This window comes from Nocardioides lacusdianchii (assembly GCF_020102855.1).
Classification (GTDB): Bacteria; Actinomycetota; Actinomycetes; order Propionibacteriales; family Nocardioidaceae; genus Nocardioides; species Nocardioides lacusdianchii.
The window spans coordinates 57276-70827 of sequence record NZ_JADHZD010000011.1; the positions used below are offsets into that span (position 1 = coordinate 57276).

The 13552-nt window shown below is 71.3% G+C and carries 14 protein-coding genes; all 14 read left to right on the forward strand.

The window, feature by feature from the left end:
- The first annotated feature begins 101 nt into the window (after window positions 1–101).
- The gene (gene ftsZ, locus IRX98_RS15620; RefSeq protein ID WP_224278311.1) at window positions 102–1376 is read left to right on the forward strand and encodes a cell division protein FtsZ; all 1275 of its coding nucleotides are present in this window, start codon (window positions 102–104) and stop codon (window positions 1374–1376) included.
- Between the two features lie 4 nt (window positions 1377–1380).
- The gene (locus IRX98_RS15625; protein ID WP_224278314.1) at window positions 1381–2067 is read left to right on the forward strand and encodes a purine nucleoside phosphorylase YfiH/LACC1 family protein; all 687 of its coding nucleotides are present in this window, start codon (window positions 1381–1383) and stop codon (window positions 2065–2067) included.
- A complete protein-coding gene (locus IRX98_RS15630; protein WP_224278316.1) occupies window positions 2064–2765 on the forward strand; it encodes a YggS family pyridoxal phosphate-dependent enzyme in 702 nt (233 codons plus the stop codon). The genes IRX98_RS15625 and IRX98_RS15630 overlap by 4 nt, the downstream gene beginning before the upstream one ends.
- Window positions 2766–2826: 61 nt before the next feature.
- Window positions 2827–3312, forward strand: a complete 486-nt coding sequence (locus IRX98_RS15635) for a cell division protein SepF (RefSeq protein WP_224278317.1) — start codon at window positions 2827–2829, stop codon at window positions 3310–3312.
- Between the two features lie 14 nt (window positions 3313–3326).
- Entirely contained in the window at window positions 3327–3623 is a 297-nt protein-coding gene (locus IRX98_RS15640; RefSeq protein WP_224278318.1) for a YggT family protein, read from the forward strand.
- Between the two features lie 108 nt (window positions 3624–3731).
- Window positions 3732–4487, forward strand: a complete 756-nt coding sequence (locus IRX98_RS15645) for a DivIVA domain-containing protein (protein ID WP_224278319.1) — start codon at window positions 3732–3734, stop codon at window positions 4485–4487.
- A gap of 168 nt (window positions 4488–4655) precedes the next feature.
- On the forward strand, window positions 4656–5570 hold the full coding sequence (locus IRX98_RS15650) for a TraR/DksA C4-type zinc finger protein (protein WP_224278320.1): 915 nt from the start codon (window positions 4656–4658) through the stop codon (window positions 5568–5570).
- Window positions 5543–6094, forward strand: coding sequence for a signal peptidase II (gene lspA / locus IRX98_RS15655; protein ID WP_224278321.1), 552 nt, complete (start codon window positions 5543–5545; stop codon window positions 6092–6094). Before IRX98_RS15650 ends, lspA begins: the two co-directional genes overlap by 28 nt.
- A complete protein-coding gene (locus IRX98_RS15660; protein ID WP_224278322.1) occupies window positions 6091–7029 on the forward strand; it encodes an RluA family pseudouridine synthase in 939 nt (312 codons plus the stop codon). The genes lspA and IRX98_RS15660 overlap by 4 nt, the downstream gene beginning before the upstream one ends.
- Window positions 7019–7717: a GNAT family N-acetyltransferase gene (locus tag IRX98_RS15665; protein ID WP_224278324.1), complete on the forward strand. Its 699-nt coding sequence runs from the start codon at window positions 7019–7021 to the stop codon at window positions 7715–7717. Before IRX98_RS15660 ends, IRX98_RS15665 begins: the two co-directional genes overlap by 11 nt.
- A 1-nt stretch (window position 7718) precedes the next feature.
- Window positions 7719–8243 carry a DUF6886 family protein gene (locus tag IRX98_RS15670; RefSeq protein ID WP_224278326.1) on the forward strand — a complete coding sequence of 175 codons (525 nt, stop codon included), beginning with the start codon at window positions 7719–7721 and terminating at the stop codon, window positions 8241–8243.
- Window positions 8244–8273: 30 nt separating this feature from the next.
- Window positions 8274–9236, forward strand: coding sequence for a DUF2332 domain-containing protein (locus IRX98_RS15675; RefSeq protein WP_224278328.1), 963 nt, complete (start codon window positions 8274–8276; stop codon window positions 9234–9236).
- 159 nt (window positions 9237–9395) lie between these two features.
- The gene (dnaE, locus tag IRX98_RS15680) at window positions 9396–12965 is read left to right on the forward strand and encodes a DNA polymerase III subunit alpha (RefSeq protein ID WP_224278330.1); all 3570 of its coding nucleotides are present in this window, start codon (window positions 9396–9398) and stop codon (window positions 12963–12965) included.
- Complete coding sequence (locus IRX98_RS15685; RefSeq protein ID WP_224278333.1) at window positions 12962–13522, forward strand: hypothetical protein; 561 nt, start codon at window positions 12962–12964, stop codon at window positions 13520–13522. The genes dnaE and IRX98_RS15685 overlap by 4 nt, the downstream gene beginning before the upstream one ends.
- Window positions 13523–13552 lie beyond the last annotated feature (30 nt).

A 13552-nucleotide genomic window follows, 5' to 3' on the forward strand; every position in this document is an offset into this window, starting at 1 on the left:
CCTCAGGTTCACGGTTAGGGTTCCGCGGATCCCGAGGGCAGCAGTCGAGCAACCCGTCACCAGAACTTCTCAGCACACCTCTCAAGGAAGGCCCCGGAGCCGTGGCAGCAGCGCAGAACTACCTGGCGATCATCAAGGTCGTGGGCATCGGTGGCGGTGGCGTCAACGCCGTCAACCGGATGATCGAGGTCGGCCTCAAGGGCGTCGAGTTCATCGCGATCAACACCGACGCCCAGGCACTCCTCATGAGCGACGCCGACGTCAAGCTCGACATCGGCCGTGAGCTCACCCGCGGCCTCGGTGCCGGCGCCAACCCCGACGTGGGTGCCAAGGCCGCCGAGGACCACGCCGACGAGATCGAAGAGGTCATCAAGGGCGCCGACATGGTGTTCGTGACGGCTGGCGAGGGTGGCGGCACCGGCACCGGCGGCGCCCCCGTCGTGGCGCGCATCGCGCGCTCGCTGGGCGCACTGACCATCGGCGTCGTGACCCGCCCGTTCGCCTTCGAAGGCCGTCGTCGCGCCAACTCCGCGGAGGAGGGCATCAGCCAGCTCCGCGAGGAGGTCGACACCCTCATCGTGATCCCCAACGACCGGCTGCTCTCGATCACCGACCGCAGCGTGTCGATCCTCGACGCCTTCAAGCAGGCCGACCAGGTCCTGCTGCAGGGTGTCTCGGGCATCACCGACCTCATCACCACGCCGGGCCTGATCAACCTCGACTTCGCCGACGTGAAGTCCGTCATGGCCAACGCCGGCTCGGCCCTCATGGGCATCGGTTCGGCGCGTGGCGAGGACCGCGCCGTCGCCGCGGCCGAGATGGCCGTCTCCAGCCCGCTGCTCGAGGCGAGCATCGAGGGTGCCCACGGCGTGCTCCTCTCCATCGCCGGTGGCTCGGACCTCGGCCTCTTCGAGATCAACGAGGCCGCGGCGCTCGTCTCGCAGGCCGCGCACGCCGAGGCCAACATCATCTTCGGCGCCACGATCGATGACGCGCTCGGCGACGAGGTGCGCGTGACCGTCATCGCCGCCGGCTTCGACGGCGGCATGCCGAAGCGTCGCTCGGACGGCAACGTGCTCCAGCGCAGCCAGCCCGCCCAGACGCAGGAGCAGACCCGTGCCGCCGCGCAGCAGCTGGCCGGGGGCTCCTCGACGCCGTCCGGACAGGGCGGCGGGCAGCAGGGGCAGGGCAGGCCCCAGGCCCCCGCCCAGACCACGTTCGCTCCCTCGGCCCCGTCCCAGCAGCAGCAGCAGCAGCAGGCCGCGCCGTCGCAGTCCGCCACCCCGTCCACGCCGGCTGCCCCCGCGCAGCCGCGCCCGGCCCGGCAGGTGCAGTTCGACGACGACGAGCTCGACGTGCCCGACTTCCTCAAGTGAGCACGTGAACCTGCGCCACCGCGATCGGATCGAAGGCGACCTCGTCATCGAGGTCGCCTTCACCGACGTCTCCCTGAGCCTCGGCGACGCCGCCGAGCCGGCCGTCCGTGACGAGGCCCTGCGCCTGGTCGCGGGCGAGACCGGCGCGTCCCCCGTGCTGATGCACCAGGTGCACGGTGCCGACGTCGAGCCGGTCGAGGCTCCGGGTGTCGCGCCCACGTGCGACGCCTTGGTCACCTCCCGGAGCGGCGTCGCCCTGCTCGCGCGCGCTGCCGACTGCGTCCCCGTCCTGCTGGCCGACCCTGCGACCGGCTGGATCGCCGCCGTGCACAGTGGTCGCCCCGGCCTCGCCGCCGGCGTGGTGCCCGCGGCGATCGCCCGCCTGCGCGAGCAGGGTGCAGAGCCGAGCGTCGCCTGGGTGGGGCCGCACGTGTGCGGGTCCTGCTACGAGGTGCCGTCCGACCTGCAGGAGGAGGTGGCCGCCGTCGTGCCGGAGTCCCGCTCCACGACCTCGTGGGGAACCCCGGCGCTCGACCTCGGTGCCGGTGTCCGAGCGCAGCTCGCCTCCGCCGGCATCACCGACGTCCGTTCCGTCGACGCCTGCACCCGCGAGGACTCCTCGTGGCCGTCCCACCGGCGCGACGGCACCGCGTCCACCCGCTTCGCCGGGGTCATCTGGAGCCACGCGTGAGCGCCCGCGCGGATGAGGTGGCCGCCCGCCTCGACGACGTACGCCGTCGCATCCGTGACGCCTGCGCCGAGGCCGGGCGGCCGGACGACGACGTCTCGCTCGTCGTGGTCACCAAGTTCTTCCCCGCCTCCGACGTGCGGCTGCTTGCCGACCTCGGTGTCACCGACGTCGGCGAGAACCGCCACCAGGAGGCCGAGGCCAAGGCGCGCGAGTGCGCCGACCTCGGACTGCGCTGGCACTTCATCGGCGGGCTGCAGTCCAACAAGGCGGCCGCCGTGGCGTCGTACGCCGGCGTGGTGGAGTCGCTCGACCGTCCCAAGCTCGTCGCCCCGTTGTCGCGCGGGGCCGGCGCGCGCGGGCACGAGGTCGACGTGCTCCTCCAGGTCAGCCTCGACCCGCCGGGGGCCGGCCACCGGGCCGGCGCCGATCCCGACGGGCTGGCGGCGCTGGCCGACGCGGTGGGGGAGTCCGCGGACCTGCGGCTGCGCGGGCTGATGGCCGTGGCGCCGCTCGGGGAGGACCCCGCGGAGGCCTTCGCGCGCCTGGCGCGGATCCGCACCACCTTCCTCGAGGACCACCCGGACGCCACCGTGCTGTCCGCGGGGATGAGCGGCGACCTCGAGCAGGCCATCAGCCACGGCGCGACACACGTGCGTGTCGGGTCCGCGGTCCTCGGTGAGAGGCCCGCGGTCAAGTAGTGTCCACATCAGTCAAGTGGCGCCCGGACCCGGGCGCCCGGTCTACCGGAGGATCTGTCTCATGAGCGGCGCGATGCGCAAGATCGGCGAGTACCTCGGCCTGCTCGAGGACACGGGCCACTACGACGACTACGACGGCGACACCGAGACGACGACCCAGGAGGCTGTCGACCAGCGTCCGGTCGCGCGCGAGCGTCGCCCTGCCCCCGTGTCCGACCTCGCCGAGCGCCGTCGTCCGGCGCCGGTCCAGACAGGAGTCGTGGCTGAGTTGAGCCGCATCACCACCCTGCACCCCCGCAACTACAACGAGGCCCGTCTCATCGGTGAGAACTACCGCGACGGCACGCCCGTGATCATGAACCTCAGCGAGATGGACGACAACGACGCCAAGCGCCTCGTCGACTTCGCTGCCGGCCTGATCTTCGCCACCCGAGGCACGATCGAGCGCGTGACCAACAAGGTCTTCCTGCTCTCGCCGCCCAATGTCGCGGTCTCGGCCGAGGACAAGCAGCGGATCGCCGAGGACGGCTTCTTCAACCAGAGCTGAGGCACCCTCTACCCGTGTACTACTTCGGCCTCACCCTCTACGTCATCCTCTACCTCTTCATCGCGCTGCTCTGGATCCGGTTCATCGTGGACTGGGTCCAGGTCTTCGCGCGGCAGTGGGAGCCCCGTGGCCCCCTGCTCGTGGCGCTGGAGGGCGTCTACTCCGCGACGGACCCGCCGATCATGGCGCTGCGCCGCGTGGTCCCGCCGCTGCGGATCGGCTCGGTCGCCCTCGACCTGAGCTTCATCCTCGTGCTCGTCACGGCCTGGCTGCTGCTGAGAGTGGTCGCCACTCTCTTCCTGTCGGCCTAGGCTGAACCATCCGCCACACGGGTCACTGTGCCCTGTGGATCCCCGGGCGCTATTGTCTCCTGACAGCAGAGCCACCGTGATATCGATCGTGAAAGTTTGGGTGAGGTCATGCCGCTGACGCCTGAGGACGTGAGCAACAAGCGCTTTACGCCCGTACGCCTCCGTGAGGGCTACGACATGGGCGAGGTCGACCAGTTCCTCGACGAGGTCGAGGCGGAGCTCGCGCGGCTCACCAAGGAGAACGACGACCTGCGGTCGAAGCTCTCCGCCGCCCAGTCCGGCGCGTCCGCTCCCGCCCCTGCGACCACGTCGTTCGCGCCTGCGGCACCCGAGCCGGAGCTCGAGCCCGAGCCGGAGCCGGAGCCGGAGCGCGCTGCCCCGGCGGCCGTCGCCGCCGCGCCGACGCAGACGGCCCGAGTCAGCAACATCGCCGACGCGTCCAACGCGGCGGCCCGCCTGCTCGAGATCGCCACGCGCAACGCCGACGAGCTCGTCGAGGACGCCAAGAACGAGGCCGACCGCATCGTCGGCGCCGCGCGCACCAAGGCCGAGCGCCTCGAGGCCGAGTCCAAGACGAAGGCCGACCGCATGGAGGCGGACGCCCGCCAGCGCTCGCAGATGCTCGACTCGGAGACGGCCGAGCGTCGCCAGCAGATGTTCGGCGACCTGGAGAAGGAGCGCGACAAGCTCAACAGCGACGTCGAGACCCTCCGCCAGTTCGAGCGCGAGTACCGCTCGCGCCTGAAGACCTACTTCACGCAGCAGCTGGAGGCCCTGGCCAACGGCAGCGAGAGCCAGGCCCCGGTCGACAGCTCGAGCGCGCCGAAGCGCCTGCGCTCGGTGCTCGGCGACGACGAGAGCTGAGCACGCCACGCAGGCTCGAACACGCCTGTGCAAGGAGGACGGTCACCCGAGAGGGTGGCCGTTCTCGCATTTCGGCGAGCCAGTGTTGGAACCCCCGTCCCCAACGGCTACCCTCCCTGCCACGTGTGGTTCCCGCCACACCCGATGCATGGCTGGAGGCCCTCGGAGATGGCTGGCACGCGCAAGTCCCTGGCCGGCACTGCCGCGGCCGCTGCCAAGCGGGTGATCGGACGCCGCGGCGCCGCACCCGAGGCCCCCGCGCCGGAGAAGGCGGCTCCAGCCAAGAAGGCGGCTGCGAAGAAGGCGGATCCCGCCAAGAAGGCGGCTCCGGCGAAGAAGGCGGCCGCGAAGACTGCGGCTCCGGCCAAGAAGGCCGCTCCGGCGAAGAAGGCCGCTGCGAAGAAGGCGGCTCCGGCCAAGAAGGCGGCTCCCGCCAAGAAGGCCGCTCCGGCGAAGAAGGCCGCTCCCGGGAAGAAGGCTGCTGCCTCGAAGGTTGCGCCTGCCAAGAAGGCGGCTCCTGTGAAGAAGGCCCCGGCCAAGAAGGCGGCGCCGACCAAGAAGTCGGCTCCGGCGAAGAAGACTGCTCCCACCTCGTCCTCCCCGAACCCGAAGGCTGCTCCTGTGACCAAGGCCGTGCCCGCGTCCGCCGAGAAGGCTGCGCCCGTGAAGAAGGCCCGCAAGGCCACCCCCTCCACCCTCGTCGTGCTCGAGGGCGAGGACGCCTGGACCCGCGCCGAGCTCAACGAGGTCGTCAAGGACCTGCGTGAGCACCGTGAGCGCCTCGCCGCCTCCGTCGGTCACGCCGAGGAGGAGTTGGCCCGCCTCATGCGCGACGCCGGTGACGGTGCGGGCCACGACCAGGCCGACGTGGGCGCCACCAGCTTCGAGCGCGACCACGAGCTCACCGTCCTGGCCAAGGAGCGCGAGACCCTCGGGCAGCTCGACCGGGCCCTGGCCCACATCGACGACGGCACCTACGGCGTCTGCGACTCCTGCGGCAACGCCATTGGCAAGAATCGGTTGATGGCGGTGCCCCATGCCACACTGTGCCTGACATGCAAGCAGCGCGAGGAGCGTCGCTGAGTTCCAGCGACACAGTCCAGGACGACCCGTCCCGTCGGCGACCCCGTGCCCTGCTGCTGTTCGCGTCGGTCGCCCTCGTGGCGTACGCCCTCGACCTCGGGACGAAGCAGTGGGCGCTCGCCGAGCTGGCCGACGGTGACATCGCGGTCCTGGGTGACTGGTTCGTCCTCCACCTGACGTTCAACCCCGGTGCCGCATTCAGCACCGGCACCGACTTCACCATCGTCTTCACGGGCCTCGCCGTGGTCGCGGTCGTGGTGGTCCTGTGGCTCAGCCGCCGGATCGCCAGCACGGGCTGGGCGCTCGCCCTGGGCTTCCTGCTCGGCGGCGTCGCCGGCAACCTCACCGACCGCCTCGTGCGCCAGCCCGAGCCGCTGCACGGGCACGTCGTCGACTTCCTGATGCTGCCCAACTGGCCGGTCTTCAACATCGCCGACATCTGCATCAACGTCGCGGCCGGCCTGATCATCCTGCAGACCTTCCGCGGGATCGCCCTCGACGGCACCCGGGAGTCCGACGCATGAGCACCCACACCGAGCAGCGCACCGTGCTGGTGCCCGACGGGCTCGCCGGCGAGCGCGTCGACGCCGCCATGGCGCGGATGTTCGGGTTCTCCCGCACCAAGGCCGCCGACCTCATCGCCCAGGGCCACGTGCTGGTCGACGGCGCGGACGTCGGCAAGAGCGACCGGGTCCACGCCGGCTCCATGCTCGACGTCACCATCCCGGCCGAGCGCGACCCGCTGGAGGTGAAGGCGGAGATCGTCGAGGGCATCCGGATCATCCACGACGACGACGCCATCGTGGTGATCGACAAGCCGGTCGGCGTGGCCGTGCACCCGTCCCCGGGCTGGCGCGGACCGACCGTCGTGGGCCACCTCGCCGGCGCCGGCTTCCGCATCTCGACCTCCGGTGCGAAGGAGCGCGAGGGCATCGTCCAGCGACTCGACGTCGGCACGTCCGGCGTCATGGTGATCGCGAAGTCCGAGCGCGCCTACTCGGTGCTCAAGAACGCGTTCCGCCACCGCACGGTCGACAAGACCTACCACGCGCTCGTGCAGGGCCACCCGGACCCGCTGGCCGGCACGGTCGACGCCCCGATCGGTCGTCACCCGCAGCACGACTACAAGTTCGCCGTGATGGGCGACGGTCGCCCGAGCATCACCCACTACGAGACCCTCGAGGCCCACCGGTTCGCCAGTCTCCTCGAGGTCCACCTCGAGACCGGTCGCACCCACCAGATCCGGGTGCACATGAGCGCACTGAAGCACCCCTGCGTCGGCGACCTGACCTACGGCGCCGACCCCACCCTCGCCAAGCGCGTGGGGCTCGAGCGCCAGTGGCTGCACGCCATGCGCCTCGGCTTCGAGCACCCCGAGAGCGGCGACCACGTCACCTACGAGTCCACCTACCCCGACGACCTCGCGCGCGCGCTCGAGGTCATCCGTGATGAGCACTGAGCCGGTCCTGCGTCCGGCCACGGCCGCTGACCTGCCGGCACTCGCCGAGGTCCACCTCGCCGCCCGTGCGGCTGCGGGTCCGGCGTTCCCGCCTGCGGCGCACCCCGACGACGAGGTGCGCGCCTGGGTGCGCGGCTGGGACCTGTCGGCGTACGACGTCCGCGTGGCGGAGCTCGACGGCCGTGTCGTCGGCTACTCCCGGGCCACGCCGACCTGGCTCGACGACCTCTACGTCGCTCCCGTCGCGCAGGGCAGGGGAGTGGGGACCGCCCTCCTGCGCGACGTGCTGGCGGGCCATCGCGACGGCGTCGGGCTGTGGGTCTTCGAGTCCAACCGGCCGGCCCGCGACTTCTACGCCCGCCACGGCTTCGTCGCCCTCGAGCGCACCGACGGCTCGGCCAACGAGGAGCGCGCGCCCGACATCCGCCTCGTGTGGCCCGGCAGCGACCCGGTCGCCTGCTTCCGCGCGATGATCGACGAGGTCGACCTCGTCCTCGGCGACGTGCTCGCCCGGCGTACGGCGCTCACCCGGGCCGTGCAGGCCGTCAAGCCGACCGGCGAGCGCGACCCCCGCCGCGAGGCCGAGATCGCCCGGCGGGTGGCGGACGTCGTCCCCGAGCTCGGCCGGGAGCGCGTGGCTCGGATCGTCGACGTCATCATCACCGAGTCCCTCGACGCCGCCCGCTGACGTGCTGCCGGGGCCCGGGGAGGTCCTGCACTTCAGCGAGGACCCCACGATCGAGCGGTTCGTGCCCCACGTCGCGGCCACCGCGCAGCAGCCGGAGGCCTACGTCTGGGCCGTCGACGCGCTGAACGCTCCCTGCTACTGGTTCCCGCGCCAGTGCCCGCGGGTCTGCTCGTGGGACGCCTCTCCTCCGGCGGGTGTCGCGCGCGTGCACGCTGTCGAGGAGCGGTGGCTGGCGACGGTGCGGGCGACCACGCTCCACGCCTACCGCTTCGCCGCGGCGGACTTCGAGCCCTTCGGCGACCGCCCGCACGCCCACGTCGCGACGCACCCGGTCGTCCCCCTCGGCCCTCCCGTCCCGGTCGACGACCTGGTGGGCCTGCACGCCGCCCACGGGATCGAGCTCCTCGTGCTGCCGGAGCTCGAGGAGCACTTCGCGGACGTCCGCGAGCGCGGACGGGAGTTCTCCGGGATCCGCCTGGGCAACGCGGGCATCGGTCCGGGTGGTCCGTTCCCGACCCGCCGCTGAGGCTGCGGCTGGCGGGGGCAGGATGGGTCCGTGCTGCTCCACGACGACGTGATCGCCGAGTACCTCGACTTCGCCGCCTACGCCGCGGGCGACTCGCCCTGCTTCGAGGAGTGGGCGCGGGGCGTCGCCGACGACCCCGAGGTGCTGGCCTGGCTCGGCACGCTCCCGACGATCAAGCGCCAGCCCAACCTCGTGTTCGCGGCTGCGCGCTGGCACGGCGCTCCCGCGCCCGGGCCGTACGCCGGACTGCGCCGGGTGCTGCTCGGGCAGGAGCCGGACGTGCGCGCCACCGTCATGGCCCGCGCCACCCAGACCAACGAGGTGGGCCGGCTCGCGACGCTGGTGCCGGTGCTGGCGCTCGTGGAGGGCCCGCTGGCGCTGGTCGAGGTCGGTGCGAGCGCCGGGTTGTGCCTGTTCCCCGACCGCTACGACTACGCCTGGCCGCCGCTGGGAGGGTTGCGGGGGAGCGGCGGGCCGGTGCTCACCGCGCAGGCGAGCGGACCGCTGCCGCTGCCCGTCCGGCACCCGGAGGTGGCCTGGCGCGCCGGGATCGACCTCAACCCGCTCGACGTCACCGACCCGGACGCGACGGCATGGCTGGAGAACCTGGTCTGGCCCGAGCAGGACGAGCGTCGGGAGCGGCTGCGCGCAGCGATCGACGTGGCCCGCCAGGACCCGCCGCTGCTGGTGCGCGGCGACCTCCTCGACCGGCTGCCGGACCTGCTGGAGCAGGCGGCTCCCCACGGCACCCCGGTCGTGCTCCACTCGGCCGTGGTCGCCTACCTCGACGAGCCCGACCGACGCCGGTTCCACGCGCTCATGACCGACCTGGTGACGGCCGGTCGGTGCCGCTGGATCAGCAACGAGGGGCCACGCGTGCTGCCGGACGTGACCGGCGACCGCGCGGTCCCGCCGGGGCGCTTCGTGACCGCGCTCGACGGTGTCCCGGTCGCCCTCAGCCACGGCCACGGCCACACCGTCGACTGGCTCTGAGCGGACCCGGCGCAGGGCCGGGTGTCCTGTCGGTGGGGCCGTGCACACTGACGTAGGCTGACGGCCTTCCCCCTTCTGGACACGAGGGCTGAGCAGTCAGCGCGACCCCCCAGAAACGACACCGTCAGCGACTCCTCGAAAGGTGCGGAAGTCTCCTCCATGTCGGCCGGCTCATCCCCACGCTCCTCGGACAGCTTCGTGCACCTGCACGTCCACACCGAGTACTCCATGCTCGACGGGGCCTCGCTCCTCGACGGCCTGTTCAGCCGCACCAGCGAGCTCGGCATGCCGGCGATCGCGATGACCGACCACGGCAACCTCCACGGCGCCTACGACTTCTACTCCAAGGCGCGCAAGCACGGCGTGAAGCCGATCATCGGCATAGAGGCCTACATCACCCCCGGCACCCAGCGCGGCGAGCGCCGCCGGGTGCGGTGGGGCCAGGGCGACCTCGCCGAGGAGGGCGGCAACGACGTCGCGGGCGGCGGGGCCTACACCCACATGACGATGTGGGCCGAGAGCACCGAGGGCATGCACAACCTCTTCCGGCTCTCGTCGCGCTCCAGCCTCGAGGGCTACTACTTCAAGCCCCGGATGGACAAGGAGATCCTGGCCGAGCACAGCAAGGGCCTCATCGTCAGCACCGGCTGCCCCAGCGGCGCGATCCAGACGCGGCTGCGCCTGGGCCAGTACGACGAGGCGGTCCGCGAGGCCGCCGAGCTCCAGGACATCTTCGGCCGCGACAACGTGTTCCTCGAGCTGATGGACCACGGCATCGACATCGAGAAGCGGGTCCGCGACGACCTGCTGCGCCTCGGCAAGCAGATGGGCCTGCCGCCCATCGCCACGAACGACTCCCACTACAACAACCCGGAGGACGCCGCCGCCCACGACGCCCTCATCTGCGTCGCGTCCGGCAAGCGGCTCTCCGACACCAACCGGCTCAAGTTCGACGGCGGCGGCTACTACATCAAGTCGGCTGCCGAGATGCGCGAGCTGTGGGGCGACCGGTTCGGGATGCCCGAAGCGTGCGACAACACCCTCGCGATCGCCGAGCGCTGCGAGGTCGAGTTCACCGAGTCCACCGGCGGCTACATGGCGCGCGCCGACGTGCCGGCCGACGAGACCGAGGAGTCGTGGTTCCGCAAGGAGGTGTGGCGCGGCATCGAGGCCCGCTACCCCGGCGAGCTGACGACCCAGGAGGTCCGCGACCGGGTCGAGATGGAGCTCGCGATCATCTCGCAGAAGGGCTACTGCGGCTACTACCTCGTGGTCGCCGACTTCATCAACTGGGCCAAGGACAACGGCATCCGCGTCGGCCCCGGTCGCGGCTCGGGTGCGGGGTCGATCGCGGCCTACGCGCTGCGGATCACCGACCTGTGCCCGCTCGAGCACGGCCTGTTCTTCGAGCGGTTCCTCAACCCCGAGCGACCCTCGATGCCCGACTTCGACATCGACTTCGACGACGCCCGCCGCGGCGAGGTCATCCACTACGTCAGCGAGAAGTACGGCGCCGACCGCGTCGCCCAGATCGCGACGTTCGGACGGCTCAAGGCCAAGGCCGCCATCAAGGACGCCGCCCGCGTCCTCGACCACGGCTTCGCGATCGGCGACCGGATCACCAAGGCCTACCCGGCCGACGTGATGGGCAAGGGCGTTGCGCTCAAGGACATCTTCAACGCCGACCACAAGCGCTACAACGACGGTGGCGAGTTCCGCGCGCTGCACGGCCAGGACCCCGACGTCCGCACCATCTACGAGACCGCGGTCGGCCTCGAGGGCCAGATCCGCAACTGGGGCGTGCACGCCGCCGGCGTCATCATGTCGAGCGAGCCGCTCATCGACATCGTGCCGATCATGGCCAGGCCGCAGGACGGTGCGGTCATCACCCAGTTCGACTACCCGATGTGCGAGTCGCTCGGCCTGGTCAAGATGGACTTCCTCGGCCTGTCCAACCTCCGCATCCTCGACGACGCGATCAGCAACATCGAGGTCAACCGCGGCGAGACGGTCGTCCTGGAGGAGCTCGGCTTCGAGGACCGCGCGACCTACGAGCTGATGGGCCGCGGTGACACGCTCGGCGTCTTCCAGCTCGATGGCTCGGGCATGCGTTCGCTGCTCCGCTCGCTGCAGCCCGACGCCTTCGCCGACATCACGGCCGTCAGCGCGCTCTACCGCCCCGGCCCGATGGGTGCCGACTCCCACAACAAGTACGCCCGTCGCAAGAACGGCCGCGAGGCGATCGAGCCGATCCACCCGGCGCTCGCCGAGGCGCTCGAGCCGGTGCTGGGGGAGACCTACGGCCTCATCGTCTACCAGGAGCAGGTGATGGCGATCGCGCAGGTGCTCGCCGGATTCACCCTGGGTGCCGCCGACAACCTGCGCCGCGCGATGGGCAAGAAGAAGAAGGAGGAGCTCGACAAGCAGTACGCCGGGTTCCAGGCCGGCATGCTCGAGCGGGGCTTCCCGCAGGTCGCGATCGACAAGCTGTGGGAGATCCTGCTCCCCTTCTCCGACTACGCCTTCAACAAGTCGCACTCCGCCGCCTACGGCGTCATCACCTACTGGACCGCCTACCTCAAGGCCAACTACCCGACGGAATACATGGCCGCGCTCCTCACCTCGGTGAAGGACGACAAGGACAAGATGGCGATCTACCTCAACGAGTGTCGCCGGATGAAGATCCAGGTGCTGCCGCCCGACGTCAACGAGTCCCACGCCAACTTCACCCCCGTCGGCACCGACATCCGCTTCGGCCTCACCGCGGTGCGCAACGTCGGCAGCAACGTCGTCGACGGGATCGCCTCCGCCCGTGAGCAGAAGGGCCGCTACGCCGACTTCAACGACTTCATGGAGAAGGTCCCCGCGCTGGTGTGCAACAAGCGCGTGGTCGAGTCGCTGATCAAGGCAGGTGCCTTCGACGACATGAAGCACAAGCGGCGCGCGCTGGTCGCGGTGCACGAGACCGCGGTCGACCAGTTCGTCGACCTCAAGAAGAACGAGGCCATCGGCCAGGACTCCCTCTTCGGCGGCCTGAGCGAGGACGACGCCGGCTTCGGGGTGAGCGTGACCATCCCCGACATCGACGACTGGGACAAGATGACCCTGCTCGGCCACGAGCGGGAGATGCTCGGGCTCTACGTCTCCGACCACCCCCTCCTCGGCCTCGAGCACGTCCTGTCCCAGGGCACCGACTGCACCATCGGCCAGCTGATGCTCGACGAGGACCGCCCCCACGGCACCACCCTCACGGTCAGCGGGCTGGTCACCTCGGTCGCGCGCAAGATCACCAAGCGGGGTGACCCGTGGGCCACCATCACGCTCGAGGACCTCGACGGCGCCATCGACGTGCTCCTCTTCCCCAGCGCCTACACCCTCGCGTCCACGCTCCTGGTCGAGGACCAGATCGTGCGGATCAAGGGCCAGCTCTCCCGCGACAAGGACCAGCCCGAGCTGCGCGCCCAGGAGGTCAGCGCCCCCGACCTGACGCAGGGGCCCGCTGGACCGGTGGTGATCAGCCTCCCGTCGACCCGCTGCACCCCGCCGGTCGTCGCCCAGCTCCGCGACGTCCTCGGCACCCATCCCGGGATGACGGAGGTCCAGCTCCGCCTGCTGACCCGCAGCTCCACCAAGGTGCTGCGCCTCGACGACAACCTGCGCGTCAGCCCCAGCCCGGCGCTGTTCGCCGACCTCAAGCAGCTGCTCGGCCCGGGGTGCCTGACCGGATGAGCGACCAGGTGGTCGTCGAGCAGGAGAGGCGCAGCGCGGCCGGAGCCCTCGGTCGTCTCGGCGTCCTCGTCGCGGTGTTCGTCGCCGCGGGCGCGGGCGCGGGCGTCGTGTGGGAGCGGCTGTGGGACGCGCCCGGGGGCCTGACCTACCAGGGCCAGTGGTACCTCGAGCCCGCCGGGCCCGACGTGGCCTTCGAGGGCGTCGCGTTGTTCGTCCTGATCGCCTTCCCGCTGGGACTGGTGCTGGCCGCCCTGGCGGGGCTGTGGCGCGGTCACGAGGTCGTGACCCTCGTCGGCGTGCTCGCCGGCGCGGCGCTCGCCTCCGTCGTGATGTACGCCGTCGGCAGCGCCCTGGGGCCGGCCGACCCGCAGGCACTGGCGGCGGGCGCGCCGGACTACACCCCGCTCTCGGGCGACCTCGCGCTCACCGCCCCGGACTCCGATCGGGAGCCGTGGCTCTCGACCGCGCTGGTCGCCTTCCCGGCGGGCGCGATGGCTGGTCTGGTCGGCACCTACCTTTTGGGAAGTCGGGGGTTGCGACGGCCCTCCCGCGGGTAGGCTGACCCGCGACCACACTGGTAGTCCCGA